We start from the raw sequence: 15,275 nt of genomic DNA, 5'->3' as shown, positions 1-15,275 counted from the left end.
TCCAGGCCGGTCACGGATCCGCCGGAGGACTCCACGGCCGTGGTGATCTGACCGACCGAGGTCCCGCTCGCGGGAACCTCCAGCCGGACCGTCATCGAGTACGAGACGCTTGGCGCCGTTGCCATGGCCGACTTCCTCTGCTTTCCCTTGTTTCACTTCGTACGCCCGCTCGGGGTTCGCCCGGGGCGTGAGCAACGATGGTCGCACCTACCAGCCGGTAGGGGGTAACCAGCCCCGTATTCCGGAAGGGATTTTCCGGAATCCAGGAGAAGTGGCGACTGCCGGGACGAGTGTGGAATCCGGGATTCCACACCGCGCCGGAAAGCCCCGGAAAGTCCCCGACAGCCCCGGAAGCCCCGGAAGCGCTCCGGAAAAGACTCCGGAAACGCCGACGGGCGTCCTTCCCCTGGGAGGAAGGACGCCCGTCCGGAACGTCTTGGGTGGCACCGGCCCGCCATGCTCGCCTCGCGGCAAGTGGTCGCTCGAAGCGACTAAGGTTGGGCCCGGGGGCTTGGATCGAGCCGGTGCCACACCCAGGCTAACAAACCGTTCCGGGAAGTCATTCCAGGAGCGGAAGTTCGGCCCGGAGAACGTCGGGTCCGCCGCGCGACGCCCCCTTCGGAAGCCCGCGTGACGCTCTCTCCGGAGCGCCGCGCGCCGCCCGCCCCGGACCCCCGCGCGGGCGGCCTCCCGGACCCCCGCGCGGCAGCCCCTCGGAGCGCTTCCCCGGGCCGACCCGCCGTCAGTCCCGGAGCAGGTCCGGCACTCCGTCCGCGTCCGGGTCGTCCCGCTCGCCGGAGAGCACCGTCAGCCGCTGGGTGGCCCGGGTCAGCGCCACGTACAGCACCCGCAGCCCGGCCGGCGACTCGTCCGCGATCTCGGCGGGCGTGACCACGACCGTCGCGTCGTACTCCAGGCCCTTCGCCTCCAGGCTGCCCAGCACCACGACCCGGTCACCGAGCCCGGCCAGCCAGCCCCGCGCCTGCGCGCGGCGCCCCATCGGGACGACCACGCCGACCGTGCCGTCGACGTCGGCCAGCAGGTGCCGCGCCTCGTCCCGCACGGCGGCGGCCAGGTCGTCCCCCGCCACCGCGAACCTCGGCTCGACTCCCGTGGAACGCACGGCCGCCGGCGACTCCATGCCGGGCATGGCCAGCGCCAGCACCTTGGCCGCCAGCTCGGCGATCTCCGCGGGGTTGCGGTAGTTCACGGTGAGCCGGAAGCGGGTGCGCCGGCGGGCGCCCAGCGCCTCGTCCCGGGCGGCGGCGGCCTCGTCCGGATCGGACCAGGAGGACTGCGCCGGGTCGCCGACGATCGTCCAGGTGGCGGTGCGGCCCCTGCGGCCCACCATCCGCCACTGCATGGGCGTCAGGTCCTGCGCCTCGTCGACGATGACGTGCGCGTAGTCCCGGCGCTCCTCCGCGAGCCGCTCGGCGCGCTCCCGGCGCGACTCCGAGCGCTGCGGCATCAGCTCCTCCAGCCCCGTCAGATGGGCCAGCGGGTCCACCTCGCGCGGCTGCCGGGGCCGGGCCGGGGCGCCGAGCAGCGTCTCCAGCTCGTCCAGCAGCGCCACGTCGTGCACGGACAGCGGGCCACGGCCCGCCGCGTCCAGGCGCTTGAGCGAGCGGGCCAGCAGCCGCGCCTCGCGCGGGTTGAGCACCCGGCGCGACCAGCGCGAGAGCCGGCGCTCGTCGGCCATCGCGGCGAGCACCCCGCGCGGGGTGAGCTCGGGCCACCAGGCGGCGAGGAAGCCCAGGAAGTCGTCCTCGGTCGAGACGTCCTCGTCGAAGGCGCGCCGGGCCTCGGCGGCGAGCTCCGGGTCGGTGTAGCGCTTGGGGCCGCCGGCCCGCGACCACAGGGCGTCGAGGATCAGCCTGCGGGCGCGCGGGCGCAGCAGGTTCACGGGCGCGGTGCCGCCGAGGGCGGTGTTGCGGATCCGCTTGAGCTCCTCCGCGCCCAGCTCCAGGCGGGCTCCGAAGGCGACGACGCGCAGCCGGTCCGGCGGGCCCTGGGGCGTACCGCCGTCGGCGGAACCTTCCGCTTCGTCCAGCGGCAGCTGTCCGCCGCGGTCCCCGCGCGCCCCCGCCGACGTTCCTTCGAGTGCCCCGCGCACCGCCTTGCGGAGCACCTTGAGCATCCGCGACGAGCCCTTGATCCGGGCGACGGCGGGCTCGTCGTACGTGTCGGCCTCGGCGCCGTCGACCAGGGAGCCGACGGCGCGGATCGCCACCTGTCCCTCCTCGCCCAGCGAGGGCAGCACGCCCTCGGTGTAGGCGACGAGCAGCGGGGTCGGCGAGACGACGAGGATGCCGCCCGCGTAGCGCCGGCGGTCCTGGTAGAGGAGGTAGGCGGCGCGGTGCAGGGCCACGGCGGTCTTGCCGGTGCCGGGGCCGCCCTCGACCTCGGTCACCGACGCGGCGGGCGCGCGGATGACCATGTCCTGCTCAGCCTGGATGGAGGAGACGATGTCCCGCATGGTGTGGCTGCGGGCCTGGCCCAGCGCGGCCATCAGCGCGCCGTCGCCGACGACCGGCAGCGTGGCTCCGGCCAGGGTGGCGGAGAGCTCCGGGCGCAGCAGGTCGTCCTCGACGCCGAGGACCTTGCGGCCCTTGGAGCGGATGACGCGGCGGCGGACGACCCGGCCGGGCGCGACGGGCGTGGCGCGGTAGAAGGGCGCCGCGGCGGGCGCCCGCCAGTCGATGACGAGCGGGGAGTAGTCGGAGTCCAGGACGCCGATGCGGCCGATGTGCAGCGTCTCGGCGATCTCGGCCCGGTCGTCGCTGACGGCGTCGTCCGCGGGCTCCACGGAGGTGTAGGCGCCGTCGGGCCCCTTCTTGCCGTCCTTGCCGAGGAGCAGGTCGATGCGGCCGAAGAGGAAGTCCTCGAACTCGCTGTTGAGCCGGTTGAGGTGCACGCCGGCGCGGAACACCTGGGCGTCCCGCTCGGCGAGCGCGCCGGGCGTGCCGACCTGCCCGCGCTTGGCGGCGTCGTCCATGAGGAACTCGGCCTCGTGGATCTTCTCCTCCAGGCGTCGGTACACCCGGTCGAGATGCTGTTGTTCGGTACCGATCTCCCGGTCGCGGACCCCGTCGGGCTCCGTCTCCGGTCCGGTCGCCACGTGTGCGGGCGTGGCGTTCTGCGCGGCCACCCAAGCCCCCTTCTGCTGTGCCTAGGGCAGCCGTCAACCGTACGCGAACAGGGGTACTGAGCGCACCTGTCAGGACATGACGGAATTAGTCGGTTTCGGGTTCGGTTCGGGCGGGGTTCCGGGAAGGTCCCGGCCTCAGAGCCTGACCGTGGCCAGCAGCGCGCCGTCCAGGGTGCGGACCTCGAAGCGGGAGATGTCCTCCCGGTTCAGCGCGGCGCCCCCGTGGGTGTACAGCGGCCCGCTCCCCCACCTGCCGCCCTTGTCCCCGCCCTTCCCCTCGTCGCTCCCGCCGAGGCCGTAGCCGCCCGGCGGCACCGCCCAGGTGGTGACCGTCTGCCGCTCGCCGTTCTTCCCCACGGCGACGAGGTCGCAGCTCCGCGGTCCCTCGACGTGCCCGAGCCGGAGGGCCACGTGGGTGCCCCAGGGCTTCGGCTGGAGCGAGACCGTGGCCTCGACCTTGGTCGCGGGGTCGACGGTGCCGATCTTCTCGCCGTCCTCGTACATCTGTCTGGCCGCGCTCACCGAGCCGTGGTCCGGCGCGTCCCGCTGGACGAGCGCCGCGCCGACCGGCGGCCCGGCGACGATCAGGGCGGCGGCCGCGGCCGCGAGGCACAGCCGGCGGGTGCGGCGCGCCCGCCGGGCGGCGGCGACCTCGCCGAGCAGCCCGTCGAGGAGCGCGGGGCGGGGCCGCGCGGAGAGCGCCCCGGGGTCCGGCGTGGCTTCCCTGAGGTCGGCGAGGACCGGGGTCAGCTCCATGAGGCCGTCCAGTTCGGCGGCGCACCGGTGGCAGTCGGCGAGGTGCTCCTCGAAGCGGCCGGCGTCCGCGTCGCCGAGCACGCCGAGCGCGTAGGCGCCCACGTCCGTGTGCCGGGCCGGCTCGGTCATCCGGTCACTCCCCGTTCCTCCAGCGAGAGCTTCATGGAGCGCAGGGCGTAGAAGACGCGGGACCGCACGGTCCCGGCCGGTACGCCCAGCGCCTCGGCGGCCTCGCTCACCGTACGTCCCTTGAAATAGGTCTCCGTCAGCGCCTCCCGGTGGGCCTCGGAGAGGTCGCCCAGCGCGTCCGAGATGGTCATCAGGCGCAGGGCCCGATCGATCTCGTCGGCCGCGGGGATCAGCTCCAGCGGCGCGGGGTCGACCTCGCGGGGCCGGGCCTGCCGGCTGCGGTGGCCGTCGATGACGATGCGCCGGGCGACCGTCACCAGCCAGGGCCGTACGGAGCCGGGGGTGCCGCGCAGCCGGTCGGCGTTGCGCCAGGCGCGCACCAGGGTCTCCTGGACGACGTCCTCCGCGCGCTGGCGGTCGCCGGCCACCTGCCGGAGCACGAACGCGAGGAGCGGGCCCGCGTGCTCCTCGTAGAGCGCCCGCATCAGCTCCTCGTCGGGACTCGTCCTGTCGGCCACGACGGCATCCTTGCGCACGGCGTTCCCCCGGGTCGATAGCGCGAGTCGGTCACCGCTGCCCTTCCTTACGTACGGCACCGGCGTACGACTCAGCGCGCGGCGGACATCCCGCCGGAGCCCGCGCGCGGCCCCGCGCGTACGGGCCGGACGCGCGCCGCGTTCGGCCCGACTCCCGTGACACTCACGACACTTCACGGCTGAACGCGGGCCCGGCCGGATCCGTACGACATGCCGGGCACCCGGCTCGCGGTGGGGCCGCCGCCACGAACGGCCCGGCCCCGCCGCCTTCCCGGCCCGCCATCGGCGAACCCCCGGCGGCAACCCGACGGTCACCCCCGGCCGTTGACCACCCGCCGCCGGTGGCGGGCCACCCGCTCGCGGTTGCCGCACACCTCGCTGGAGCACCAGCGGCGCCGGTGCCCCCGCGAGGTGTCCAGATAGACCAGCGAGCACGTCTCGCCCTCGCACCGCCGCAGCAGGCCGCGCGCCGCCGGGTCGGTGAGCAGCTCGACCGCGTCCCGGGCGATCCGGCCGACGAGCTCCTCGCAGTCCGGGGGGCCGGCCACCGCGCGGACCAGGGTGCCGTCGGCCGCGCGCACCGCCCGGGGCGCGGGCGGCGCGGTGGCCGCCAGGGCGTTGAGGCGCTCCAGGTCGGGGTCGGCGGCCCGGCCGTCCACCTCGGCGTGTACGACGCGGTGCAGCAGGTCGCGGGCCGCGCGGAAGCGCGCGAGCCAGGACGGGTCCACCCCGTCCAGCGGGGTGCCGGGCGGCACCACCCCCGCGCCGACGAGCCAGGCCCTCAGCCGCGCGGGGCCGTCGAGCCGCTCGACCGGTTCCTCGCTGAACCGGCCGCCGACCGTGGCCACCAGGTCCAGGCAGAGCCGCCCGGCGTCGAATCGCAGGTCATAGGGGGCCGTCGCCACCATGTGCCTGTCACCTTTTCCCTGTCGCCCATCCGCCGTGCGCGTCGCGACGCGTACGGCGCTCCTTCGTACGTCGTAGGTCCCGTCGTGGGTCCTCGCGTGCCGTCGTGTATCCGCCGCGGCCCGCTTCAGTCCCTCGGCGCCGCGCGTTCCCCGGACCGTGTGTTCTCCGGCGCCGCGCGTCCCCGGACCACCGGTGCGTACCGGTACCCGGGCCTCCCCTCCCCAGGGTGCCCTGCGGGACACACCGCCGTAACCCCCGGGCCCCGCGCCCGCGCGCCCGTCGGGCGCCCCCCTCGTCCGCCGTCAGCGCCCCGCCATCACCACCGCGTCCTCCTCCGGCAGCCACGCCCCCTCCGGATACGTCAGCCAGCCGTGCCGCGCCGCCAGTTCGCGGGCCGCGGCGCGCAGCGCGTCCAGCCCGGGGTGGCGCAGGCCGCGCCGCCAGACCATCGAGACGGGCGACAGCGGCACCGGGTCCGTCAGCGGGCGCAGCACCATGCCCGGCACGTCCAGGAACTCCACGCTCGCCAGCACCGACCAGCCGCGCTTGCGGACGACGCGGACGAACTCCCCGTCGCCCTCGAGCTCCGGGAAGGGCGCGGCGATGCCGATGCCCCGTCCCTCGAAGAGCCGCTCCGCGAGGTCCGTCCACTCCGCCGTGGCCTCGTTGCCCGCCGCCGCGTAGAGCGTCTCCCCGGCCAGCGCCGCCAGCGGCACCTCGGGCAGGGCCGCGAGCCGGTGGTCCGCCGGCAGCAGGACGGCCATGGGCTCGTACCGTACGGGGAGGTGGTCGAGCCGGGCCCGGACGGCCGGGGCGAGGCCCGCGAGCCGGCCGAAGGAGACGTCCAGCCGGCCGGCCAGGATCTCCCGCGCCGCGCCGGTGAGCCCACTGTGGAAGCGGGCCACCAGCTCGCGGTCGGGGGCGACCAGCCGGGCGGCCGCCAGCACCTCGCGGGTGACGCCGACCGTCGCGCTGTCCACGATCAGGGGCCGCTCCTCATGGGCGAACGCGGCGGCGAGCTCGTCGTGGGCGGCGAGCACCCGGCGGGCGTACGGCAGCAGGCGGGCGCCCTCCGCGGTGAGGGTGACCTGGCGGGTCGTCCGGGCGAACAGCTCGGCGCCCAGGCGCTGTTCGAGGCGGCGGATGTCACGGCTGAGGGCCTGCTGGGCGACGAACAGCCGGGCGGCGGCACGGGTGAAGTGGAGCTCTTCGGCGGTGGCGGCGAAGGCGCGCAGCAGGCGCGGCTCGATGTCGTACGGCACCCGCGGCAGTCAACAACAGATGTGCGTGAATGGCCACCGATCAGGTGTTGGACCGGCCGGCGGGGGCGCGGCGAAGGTGGACGGCATGCCCCCGCACCCCCCTTCTCCCCTGTTCGCCGTCACCGGCGGCACGCTCGTCGCCGCGCCCCGGTTCGGTCCGGCGCCCGCCGGCCGCGCGCGCCGGTCCGCCGCGCCGCGCGGCCCGTACGCCCGGCTCCTCTCCCTCCCCGGCGCCCGCGCGTTCACCGTCTGCAACCTGCCGGCCCGGCTGCCCATGGGCATGTTCGGGGTGAGCGCCGTCCTCATGATCTCGGCCGAGCGCGGCTCGTACGCGCTGGCCGGCGCCGTCACCGCGACCGGGCTCGGCGCGACCGCGGTCGCCGGCCCGTGGACGGCACGGCTGGTGGACCGGTACGGGCAGGCCAGGGTGGCCGTGCCGGCCGCGGCGTGCGCCACCCTGGGGTCGCTGGCCCTGGTGCTGTGCGTGCTCCTCGACGCGCCCGCGTGGACGCTGTTCGCCGCGTACGCCGCGACCGCGACGACGCCCAACACCGGTGGCATGTCGCGCGCCCGCTGGGCCCACCTGCTCCGGGGCGACCCGGCGGCCCTGCACACCGCGAACTCCTTCGAACAGGCCGTGGACGAGGCGTGCTTCATGCTCGGCCCGGTCGTCGCCGCGCTGCTGTGCACGGCCGTCCCGGGCTTCCCCGAGCTGGGCACCCTGGTCGCGGCCGCCCTCTTCCTGACCGGCGTCACGCTCTTCGCCGCCCAGCGCCGCACCGAGCCGCCCGCCTCGGGCGCGACGCGCTCCGGGCGGTCGCCGGTGCGCGGCGACCCGGCCCTCGCCGGTGCACTGGCCGTCTTCCTGTGCACCGGGGCGGTCTTCGGGTCGCTGGAGGTGGTGACGGTGGCGTTCGCCGACGGACTGGGCCACCGGCCGGCGGCGGGCGCCGTGCTCGGCCTCCAGGCGGCCGGCTCCTGCGCGGCCGGGCTGCTGTACGGGCTGACCCGCCCGGCGGGCCCGGTGGACCGCCGGTTCCGGCGCCACCTCGCCGTCATGGCCGCGGCGGCCCTGCTGCCGCTGCTCGCGGGGGCCCTGGGCAGCCTGCTCGCGCTGGCCGGCGCGCTGCTGGTCGCGGGCATGGCGACGGCGCCCACCATGGTCACCGGCATGCACCTGGTCCAGGGCCTGACACCCGCCGGGCGGCTCAACGAGGGCATGACGCTGGCGGTCACCGGACTGCTGGGCGGCGTCGCGGCGGGCTCGGCGGCGGGCGGCTGGTGCGCCGAACACCTGGACCCGGCCACGGCCTACGCCGTACCGGCCGCCGCGGCGGCCCTGGCGTGGCTCACCGCGGTGGCCGTACGGACGCGCGGATCGTCCGGCGGAACGAGACCACCCCGGTGAGCGCACCGGCCCCGGACCGGAACCCCACCACCGGGCACCCACCGGATGCCGCTTCCTCGCCCGGCTCGGCGATCACCACCCTGACGCGAGGGCCGGCCCGCGGCGAACAGGACCGCGCCGATGACCGGCACGGCACCGGGCTGCTGCCCGGTTACCCGCTCGACCCAGCGGCAGCTCGGGGAGTTCGAGGACGCCGCGCGGCCCGGGGCCCGGGGGGCCCGCCGGGGCCGGGGGCCCGCCGGGGCCGGAGCCCCCGGTTTCGGGAAGGGGCGGGGCCGGGGAAGAGACCCGGCCACCGTCACCGGCCACCGGGCCGCCCCACCCGCCTCACCGCGGTGGCCGGGCCGTCCTGCGGCGGAGGAGCACCGCGCCCGTGACCACCACCACGGTCGCCGCGGCCGCCCCGGCCAGGACCGCGGGCGACGGCGCGTCCACCGAAGCGGACGCACCGGATCCGGTGACCGTGAGCCGGCCGGTCCGCTTCACCCGGCCATGATGGCTGACGACGGTGACGGGGTAGCGGCCCGGCGCCAGGTCCTCGCGCACCCGGGCGGGCCCGAGGTAGCGCGGGTCCCGCCCGTCGCCAGCCTTGCTGTCGTCGCGCCGGAGCGGCACCGGGCGGACGAAGGCCGGGGACGTGGCGCGGAGCCGTTCCTCCTCCCCCGCGTCGGGCGCCTCGTCCTGCCACAGCACGTGGACGGTCCCGCCCGCCGCGACCGTGTGGCCGTAGCTGCGGGCCTCGTCCGGCGCCGGGGCCTCCGGGCCGCCGAAGAGCGCGGGGCCCCGGGCCCGGCCCAGGTAGTCCCGGTCGCCGGGCCGGGCGGCGCGCACGGTCAGCGGCCGCTCGTCGATCGCACGGCCCCCGGGGCCGGTCAGCACCACCCGGTACGTGCCGTCGGCGAGGCCGGGCGGCAGCTCGGCGCTCCCGGAGAAGAGCCGGGGGTTGTGCCAGTCGGAGCCGCCCGGGTCGTGGACCAGCGGGACGGACGCCCGGAAGGCGGAGGAGCGCGCGGAGAAGGCCGAACCGGTCTCGCCGGGGTAGAGATCGTCGTAGGCCATCCACAGCCGCTCCCCCGGGCGCAGCGTCCCGCCCGGCGCCGCCGCCACCGTGAACCGCGGCCGCCGCGAGGGGGCGACCTCCACCCGGTCCCTGGCGACGACGCGCCCGCCGGCCTCGACGGTGAGCGGATGGCTGCCGGGCCGGGCGTCCACCGCGACCGCCGGACGCGCGTGGTGGCCGGGGCCCTCGCCGGGCGTACGGGGCTCGTAGGGGGTCAGCTCGACGGGCCGGCCGAAGGCGGGCGAGGAGACGCGCACGACGCCCCGCTCCCGGACGCCCCGGACATCGATGTCGATCAGCTCACCGGGGCGGCTGCCGAAGGCGCCGTTGAGCAGCAGCCGCACCCCGTCGTCCCCGCCGCCGGCGTCCAGGCCCGCCGCCGCGCCCACCGGCCACAGCAGCCCGGCCACCACCAGGGCCAGCACCCTCCGGATCCCCTTCACCGCACCCCCTCCTCGATCGGCACCGGCCGCACGGAGGCCGACCGTCCGGGACCACCATGGAGGAACCGCACCGGGAACGACAGAGGCCCCACCGCCTGGGCGGTGGGGCCTCTGTCCAACATGGAATGAGTGGAGATGGCGGGAATCGAAATCTCGTTCAAGACCCCATCTGAACTGTGGTTTTCTGTTTTCCCGCAGGTCAGGAGTGTACAGGGATGCACCTCGTGCACGCAGTTATACGCCGTTCCTGACCCGGTGCCGCCTAGGGCGTCACGGATGATCAAGGTCTCGGGCTTCCCTCCGGACGCCGGATGCGACGGCACCGCCGATGGCGCGCGCATGCTCCCCCTGCCCTGCGCACACCCCTCCACACCTTGATCACGAGCAGCCCGACCTGACCGCGCGACAGCGGCGACAGCGGCGGGGGCACAGCGGCACACGACACAGGCGCCTTCGAGGGCGGCCGGGGATCACAAAGGATTGCCTGACATCCCCCAGTTTTCACCCGTTCACCACGTCCGACACGCCAAAGCGACTTTTTGGCATGCTCGTTTGTGGCCTTCCTCCCGGTAGCGGCGTATCGCTGATTGCGGGCACGCGAACCTGCGTTCCCCGCAAGTCCCCCCGGGAGATCAACATGTCCTCTTCGGCGACGGCCGACGCTCTGGCCAGCACCGGCATCTCTCCTCGTCCCACTCGTAAAGCCGCTCCACGGCAGCGGACGCCGGAACTTGATCGTTCCCCGTTCGCTGGGGACCTCCAATCGGCCCGCATCCCCGACCCGAGCGTCGAGCCGTTCATGTCCGTCGGCCAGCTCGCAGCGCTGACGCACACGAGCGCCAGGCACCTCTACAACCTCGTCGAACGCAGCGAACTCCCCGTTCCCTTCGTGAAGTTCGGGCGTGCGATCCGCATTCCCTCGGTCGCTGTCCTCGAACTGATCACGGGACGGCCATACGTGCCCGACCCTGACCCGGAATCACTGACCCCACCGCCAGCTCCCGCCCGCCGAACTCGACGTCGTCGCCACACCCCACGCGGAAGCGCGTAGTCGTGAAGCCGCAAGCCCTCCGGGAGACCAACATGCGTACTTCGACGTCGGCCAAGACGCCTGTCCGGAACGACATCTCACCGCGCCTGGCCCTGAAAGTGTCAGCCGTCGCCCGCGCCCTCAAGTACGACGAGCTTGCGGTCAGCCAAGCCGTGAGAGCCGGGCAGCTCCCCAGTATCGAGATCGGGACCAGGCACCTCGTCCCCACGATGGCGCTGGCTCGCTTGCTGGAGGTGACCCCGGAGGAACTGGTCGCCGCCGCCTATCCCCCGGCCGCTGATGGGCCCCTGCCTGCCGAATGACCTGCCGCCACCACTACCCCGCCCGCCCAGGGCACACGAACCGAAGGAGAAAGAGTCAATGGCAGGAGAGAACCGCACGACGGTCACCGGAAACCTCACTGCGGCCCCAGAGCTGAGCTACACGGACAAGGGCACGGCCTGGGCCCGGTTGCCTGACCGACCAGATCGCCTACAGGTGGTACAAGGGACACGGGGTGATGCCCTCGGACACCGATCTCGCGAAAGTCGCCCGTTGTCTACGGGCCGAGGCGTTCCAGCGTCCGGCCGAGCACGTGTGGGTCAGGTCCGCCCGGCACGATGTGGAGGGGTGCCGGATCGGGCAAACCATCGTCATCGACCTCGGCAGGGCGGACGGGCGGCAGATCGTCGCGGAGCCGGGCTGGTGGGAGGTCCGCGAAGGCGACCATCCGACTGGGGCGGTCTTCCGGCGCAGCCGCGCTCTCAAGGCAATGGTGGTCCCCGACCGTGCCGTCAAGGACGAGGACGAGGACGATGCCGAGAACGGTCTGGAGGTACTGCGCAGCCTGCTCAATCTGAGCGCGAGCGACTTCCGTCTCTACGTAGCCTGGCTGCTGTTCTCCTGGGTCCCGGACCGGGCGCATCCGATCCTGGCGATCTTGGGTCAGCAGGGCACGGCGAAGACGAAGATGGCCAACTACGGTGCGGGGCTGGTGAGTCCGGCTGTCACCGCTGGCCCACCGAGAAACGCGGACGACTGGATCGCGGGGGCCTCGGCGGGCTGGATCAGCATCATCGACAATCTCAGCAACATCAGCGCCCAGATGGCAGATGTCCTGTGCCGGGCGGTGACAGGCGATGCCCTGATCAAACGGTCACTGCACTCGGACAACGACGCCTTCATGATCACCCTGCGGAGGCCAGTCATCATCACCTCCATCGACGCGGGTGCGCTGCGCGGAGACCTCGCCGAACGGATTCTTCCTTTGCACCCCCAGCCCCTGGGGGATCGTCGCCGTAGCGAAGAAGAACTCGACGCCACATACGAACAGGCCAAACCGCGCATGGTGCAGGCGCTGCTCGACCTGTTCGTACAGGTCCTCGAAAAGCTGCCCGAGACACACCCCCACCCGCTGCCGCGCATGGCGGACTTCGCCCGCTGGCTCGACGCTCTCGACCAAGTCGCGGGGTGGTCGACGCTCGACGACTACCGGGCCACGTTCCAGGCCATGTCCGAAGAGGTCATCGTCTCCGATCCATTCCTCGAGGCGGTCCTGAACCTCGCCCGCTCCAACCCGGACGGCCTGCGCATGATCGCCGCCCGCGTCCTGGAATCGGTCGTGACCCCCGAGAGGCCACCTCGGGGCTGGCCGGCCTCCGGTCGCGAAGCACGGGGCGCACTCGAGCGCGGGGCCCCGGCTCTGCTCCAGCGGCACGGGCTGCGCCTGATCTTCCCTGCGGACAAGGAACACAGGAGGAAAGACGGCTACCAGATCGTCTTCTCCTGGGCCCGCAGCGCCGAACCGGATTGACGGCTGTTCACCCAACTTCACCCTCGGTTCACCCCCCTACATCGGCTCTGGGCTGCAAAAAGGCCGCTCAGGGTGAACTGGGTGAACAGATTCTTCTTCAGCTGAAGTCCGGGCCCCATCACCGCGCCAGCCCTTCGCGGCGAAGAGAGACGGCCTGGGTTCATCCTGTTCACCCCAGGCGACGTTTGCGCAGGCCACAGACTCGCAGGAGGGGTGAATCGAGGGTGAACCGCCTCTCAGCCCCTCCTCCCTCGGCACTACAAGAGAGCTCCCCGTGCGATGAACGAGCACGAGCAGGCCATCCTCGACAAGGCCGTGGCCTACGCCTCACACGGAATCCAGATCTTCCCGACGCCCCCGTACGACCCCCGGCACCCTGACCGCTGCAAGAGCCCGGCCCCCTCATGCACCGAGTGCAGGGTGCCCGCAACCCGCGACCGGCACCTGCGCTACGGCTGTCCCTGCCACGAGCGGGACATGCTGTGCCACGCCTGGCATCCGCCGACATCGACAAGGTCCGCCGCTGGTTCTCCGGGCCGCACAGAGACTGGAACATCGCCGCACCGGCGATCACTAACCGTGTGATCGTTCTGGACTACGACCCCCGTGACGACGTCCTGAAGCAGGACCCGTTGTGCTCAGTGGAACGCCCGATGACCGCGATCGAACAGCTCAAGCGTGATGCGTGGGCTGAGCGGCACGGACGCACGGTGCACACGTGGGAAGAGGCCGATCAGGCGTTGCGCGAGTTCCCTTGCACACTGACGGCGACCACCCCCTCGGGCGGCAACCACCTGTTCTTCGAGCTGGACGACACTCAGTTCAAAGACCTCGAGTTCGGCAACAAGTACGAAGGATGCGTCGATGTGAAATGGCGCGGATACGTGCTGGTAGGGCCGAGCCGCACCAAGCGTGGCTCGTATCTATGGCACCTGCCGGACTGGCCCGACACTCCGGTGCCTCTGCCGCCGGCCGTACGCCGGGTCCTGCTCAAGAAGATGCCCAAGCCGGTGCCGCCCCCGGGCGGCTATCGCACCCGTCTCGACACCAAAGGCGGCAGCCCCAAGGCCAAAGCCCGCCGCGTCCTCGCCTCCTGCTGCAAACGCATCGCGGGCCTGACCGACGGGCGCCGCACCGCTCTGCGCGACAAGACATACGCCATGGCCGGGTACGTTCCGTGCGGCTGCCTGACCGAAGCCGAGATCCGCACCGAGATGAAGGCCGCCGCCCACGCGTGCGGCTACGAGCAGAAAGCCGGGAGCCGCGAAGTGGACCGCCTGATCGACGACTCAATCCACTCGGGCAGCGAGCGCCCCCATCCCGGACATGGACACGGCCGGTGCCGCTGAATACGCGCAACTCTGCCGTGCTGGGGCCACGCACCCCGGCCCCAGCACTACCGAATCCGCCTCATGTGCACCATTTACCATGAATCGAACAATGCGTGACGATATATTCGAAATATCCACAAGAGGTGAACGGGGTGACCACCATCGAGGAGCCCGCCGCCTGGTGGGTACGCCGGGACGGAGAGACAGACGAGGACTACGCCCGGTTCAAGAAGTTCCTCGACATGGGCCCCGCCCGGAACCTCGTTGACTACGCCCAGCAGCAAGGCATCTCCTACGGCCACGCCCGGCGCCTCGCAGCCCACGGACGCTGGACCGAACGGGCTCGGGACTTCGACCAGCAGCAGGCCTACATGATCCGCCTGCGAGCCCGTCACGCCCACCGCGAGGGCATGCTCGTCACCGACCTTGCCCTCGTCGAGACCGCCCGGAACCTGGCCCCTGTGGCCGGCCGCGTGCACGAACTGCCGGTCCAGCGCCAGCTCGATGGACTCGTTGCCGTCTCCAAGGCCATCACAGACCGCGCCCGCACCTACTACGGCCAGGACACGGACGTGGCGCCCTCCCTCGCAGCCCCTACGCTCGCGGATGCCATCGGGAGTGGCGTGTGGGCAGAGCTGTGTGAGGTCCTGGATGAAGTCCTCGACGACCAGGCGCGGCAAAAGCTGGCACGCCTACTGGAGGAGCGTCATCGCACGTCGCTGCCTCCAGCTGAGCAGTCATGAACACCATCACGAGTGTGGGCATCGCCAAGGAGGTTGATCACAATGACGACGACGGCGTGGACTCCGGAACGAGGGCGCCGTGAGAGAGCGGCTGCCCTGGCCGTCGAAGTAGCCCAGCAGGTGCTACGTACCACTGAGGCCATCGGCGCCAATCCCCGGGCGGCGCGCTCGACGTTGGCCAGGCAACAGCAGGCCGAACAGCTGCTGCGGGAGAAGCACCGGAGAGAAGACCAGGCATTGGCGGAACGCAGGCTGTACCACTCCCACAAGAGGCGTGAGGCCGAGCAACTGGCCGAGGCACACCGCCGCGCCCCCGGCCCGCACCCTCGTTGAAGCGGCGACAAGGAGGAACGACAGGGTGGACGATGAGAACGGCGACGAGCTCCACGACGTCCTCGATGACGACCGCGAAGCCGCACCCGACTGGGACGACCTCGAGGGGTACGAGTGGGATTCGCGGTGAGGCGGCCGGGTCGGCCTGACGTAGGCCGGCAGCCGACACAACGGGGCCCAGCACATGACGGAGAAACTGCACAGGGCAGGGTGCGGGAGCGAGCACGACTCTCCGCCAGCATCCCGCCAGAGGCACTGCCTCTACAGCCGGCCTGAACGCAGGAGCGCCGTTGGCCTCCGAGCGCGGAGCGGAGGATGACGCTGAACCACCAGACCAGCCCGTTCGAGGGCTGTCGATCCTCAACGAGGACGAC

13 protein-coding genes are annotated in these 15,275 nt (G+C 72.9%); 7 read left to right on the top strand and 6 right to left on the bottom strand.

Features of this window, described 5'->3' with window-relative positions:
• Positions 1 to 742 precede the first annotated feature (742 nt).
• The 5 genes from LUZ64_RS35205 to LUZ64_RS35185 all read right to left on the bottom strand — a co-directional run bounded on the left by LUZ64_RS35205 (position 743) and on the right by LUZ64_RS35185 (position 6,740).
• Positions 743 to 3,148 carry a HelD family protein gene (locus LUZ64_RS35205; RefSeq protein ID WP_372472018.1) on the bottom strand — a complete coding sequence of 802 codons (2,406 nt, stop codon included), beginning with the start codon at positions 3,146 to 3,148 and terminating at the stop codon, positions 743 to 745.
• 135 nt (positions 3,149 to 3,283) lie between these two features.
• The gene (locus tag LUZ64_RS35200) at positions 3,284 to 4,033 is read right to left on the bottom strand and encodes an anti-sigma factor family protein (protein WP_095584214.1); all 750 of its coding nucleotides are present in this window, start codon (positions 4,031 to 4,033) and stop codon (positions 3,284 to 3,286) included.
• On the bottom strand, positions 4,030 to 4,518 hold the full coding sequence (locus tag LUZ64_RS35195) for a sigma-70 family RNA polymerase sigma factor (protein WP_232390322.1): 489 nt from the start codon (positions 4,516 to 4,518) through the stop codon (positions 4,030 to 4,032). The genes LUZ64_RS35200 and LUZ64_RS35195 overlap by 4 nt, the downstream gene beginning before the upstream one ends.
• Positions 4,519 to 4,880: 362 nt before the next feature.
• The gene (locus LUZ64_RS35190) at positions 4,881 to 5,477 is read right to left on the bottom strand and encodes a CGNR zinc finger domain-containing protein (RefSeq protein WP_095584212.1); all 597 of its coding nucleotides are present in this window, start codon (positions 5,475 to 5,477) and stop codon (positions 4,881 to 4,883) included.
• Between the two features lie 303 nt (positions 5,478 to 5,780).
• On the bottom strand, positions 5,781 to 6,740 hold the full coding sequence (locus LUZ64_RS35185) for a LysR family transcriptional regulator (protein WP_095578369.1): 960 nt from the start codon (positions 6,738 to 6,740) through the stop codon (positions 5,781 to 5,783).
• Between the two features lie 85 nt (positions 6,741 to 6,825).
• On the opposite strand from LUZ64_RS35185, the gene LUZ64_RS35180 reads away from it, so the two are divergent.
• Positions 6,826 to 8,148 carry an MFS transporter gene (locus LUZ64_RS35180; protein ID WP_095578368.1) on the top strand — a complete coding sequence of 441 codons (1,323 nt, stop codon included), beginning with the start codon at positions 6,826 to 6,828 and terminating at the stop codon, positions 8,146 to 8,148.
• Between the two features lie 327 nt (positions 8,149 to 8,475).
• On the opposite strand, the gene LUZ64_RS35175 is transcribed toward LUZ64_RS35180, so the two are convergent.
• Positions 8,476 to 9,651: a hypothetical protein gene (locus LUZ64_RS35175; RefSeq protein ID WP_095579665.1), complete on the bottom strand. Its 1,176-nt coding sequence runs from the start codon at positions 9,649 to 9,651 to the stop codon at positions 8,476 to 8,478.
• A gap of 328 nt (positions 9,652 to 9,979) precedes the next feature.
• Here LUZ64_RS35175 and LUZ64_RS37925 point away from each other — a divergent pair, with 328 nt between their 5' ends.
• From LUZ64_RS37925 to LUZ64_RS35150, 6 genes are all read left to right on the top strand, one after another.
• On the top strand, positions 9,980 to 10,702 hold the full coding sequence (locus LUZ64_RS37925) for a helix-turn-helix domain-containing protein (protein ID WP_372478761.1): 723 nt from the start codon (positions 9,980 to 9,982) through the stop codon (positions 10,700 to 10,702).
• 32 nt (positions 10,703 to 10,734) lie between these two features.
• Positions 10,735 to 11,004 (top strand): hypothetical protein, encoded by a 270-nt coding sequence (locus LUZ64_RS35170; RefSeq protein ID WP_143593043.1) that lies wholly within the window; start codon positions 10,735 to 10,737, stop codon positions 11,002 to 11,004.
• Positions 11,005 to 11,201: 197 nt separating this feature from the next.
• On the top strand, positions 11,202 to 12,494 hold the full coding sequence (locus LUZ64_RS35165) for an AICE element replication initiation protein (protein ID WP_143593044.1): 1,293 nt from the start codon (positions 11,202 to 11,204) through the stop codon (positions 12,492 to 12,494).
• A gap of 482 nt (positions 12,495 to 12,976) precedes the next feature.
• Positions 12,977 to 13,843 (top strand): bifunctional DNA primase/polymerase, encoded by an 867-nt coding sequence (locus tag LUZ64_RS35160; protein WP_170116687.1) that lies wholly within the window; start codon positions 12,977 to 12,979, stop codon positions 13,841 to 13,843.
• A gap of 134 nt (positions 13,844 to 13,977) precedes the next feature.
• Positions 13,978 to 14,568, top strand: a complete 591-nt coding sequence (locus tag LUZ64_RS35155) for a hypothetical protein (RefSeq protein ID WP_095579669.1) — start codon at positions 13,978 to 13,980, stop codon at positions 14,566 to 14,568.
• Between the two features lie 120 nt (positions 14,569 to 14,688).
• The gene (locus tag LUZ64_RS35150) at positions 14,689 to 14,901 is read left to right on the top strand and encodes a hypothetical protein (RefSeq protein ID WP_143593045.1); all 213 of its coding nucleotides are present in this window, start codon (positions 14,689 to 14,691) and stop codon (positions 14,899 to 14,901) included.
• The last annotated feature ends 374 nt before the right edge of the window (positions 14,902 to 15,275 follow it).

Origin of the sequence: Streptomyces albireticuli (assembly GCF_021228125.1) — a bacterium.
GTDB classification, from domain to species: Bacteria; Actinomycetota; Actinomycetes; order Streptomycetales; family Streptomycetaceae; genus Streptomyces; species Streptomyces albireticuli.
Note: the sequence above shows the minus strand (reverse complement) of the source record. Positions and strands in the feature narration are given on the sequence as shown.

Excerpts from the sequence above, each read along its gene's own strand:
- LUZ64_RS35200 (WP_095584214.1), bottom strand. The coding sequence starts at position 4,033 with ATGACCGAGCCGGCCCGGCACACGGACGTGGGCGCCTACGCGCTCGGC.
- LUZ64_RS35195 (WP_232390322.1), bottom strand. The coding sequence starts at position 4,518 with ATGCGGGCGCTCTACGAGGAGCACGCGGGCCCGCTCCTCGCGTTCGTG.
- LUZ64_RS35190 (WP_095584212.1), bottom strand. The coding sequence starts at position 5,477 with ATGGTGGCGACGGCCCCCTATGACCTGCGATTCGACGCCGGGCGGCTC.
- LUZ64_RS35180 (WP_095578368.1), top strand. The coding sequence starts at position 6,826 with ATGCCCCCGCACCCCCCTTCTCCCCTGTTCGCCGTCACCGGCGGCACG.
- LUZ64_RS37925 (WP_372478761.1), top strand. The coding sequence starts at position 9,980 with ATGGCGCGCGCATGCTCCCCCTGCCCTGCGCACACCCCTCCACACCTT.
- LUZ64_RS35170 (WP_143593043.1), top strand. The coding sequence starts at position 10,735 with ATGCGTACTTCGACGTCGGCCAAGACGCCTGTCCGGAACGACATCTCA.
- LUZ64_RS35165 (WP_143593044.1), top strand. The coding sequence starts at position 11,202 with ATGCCCTCGGACACCGATCTCGCGAAAGTCGCCCGTTGTCTACGGGCC.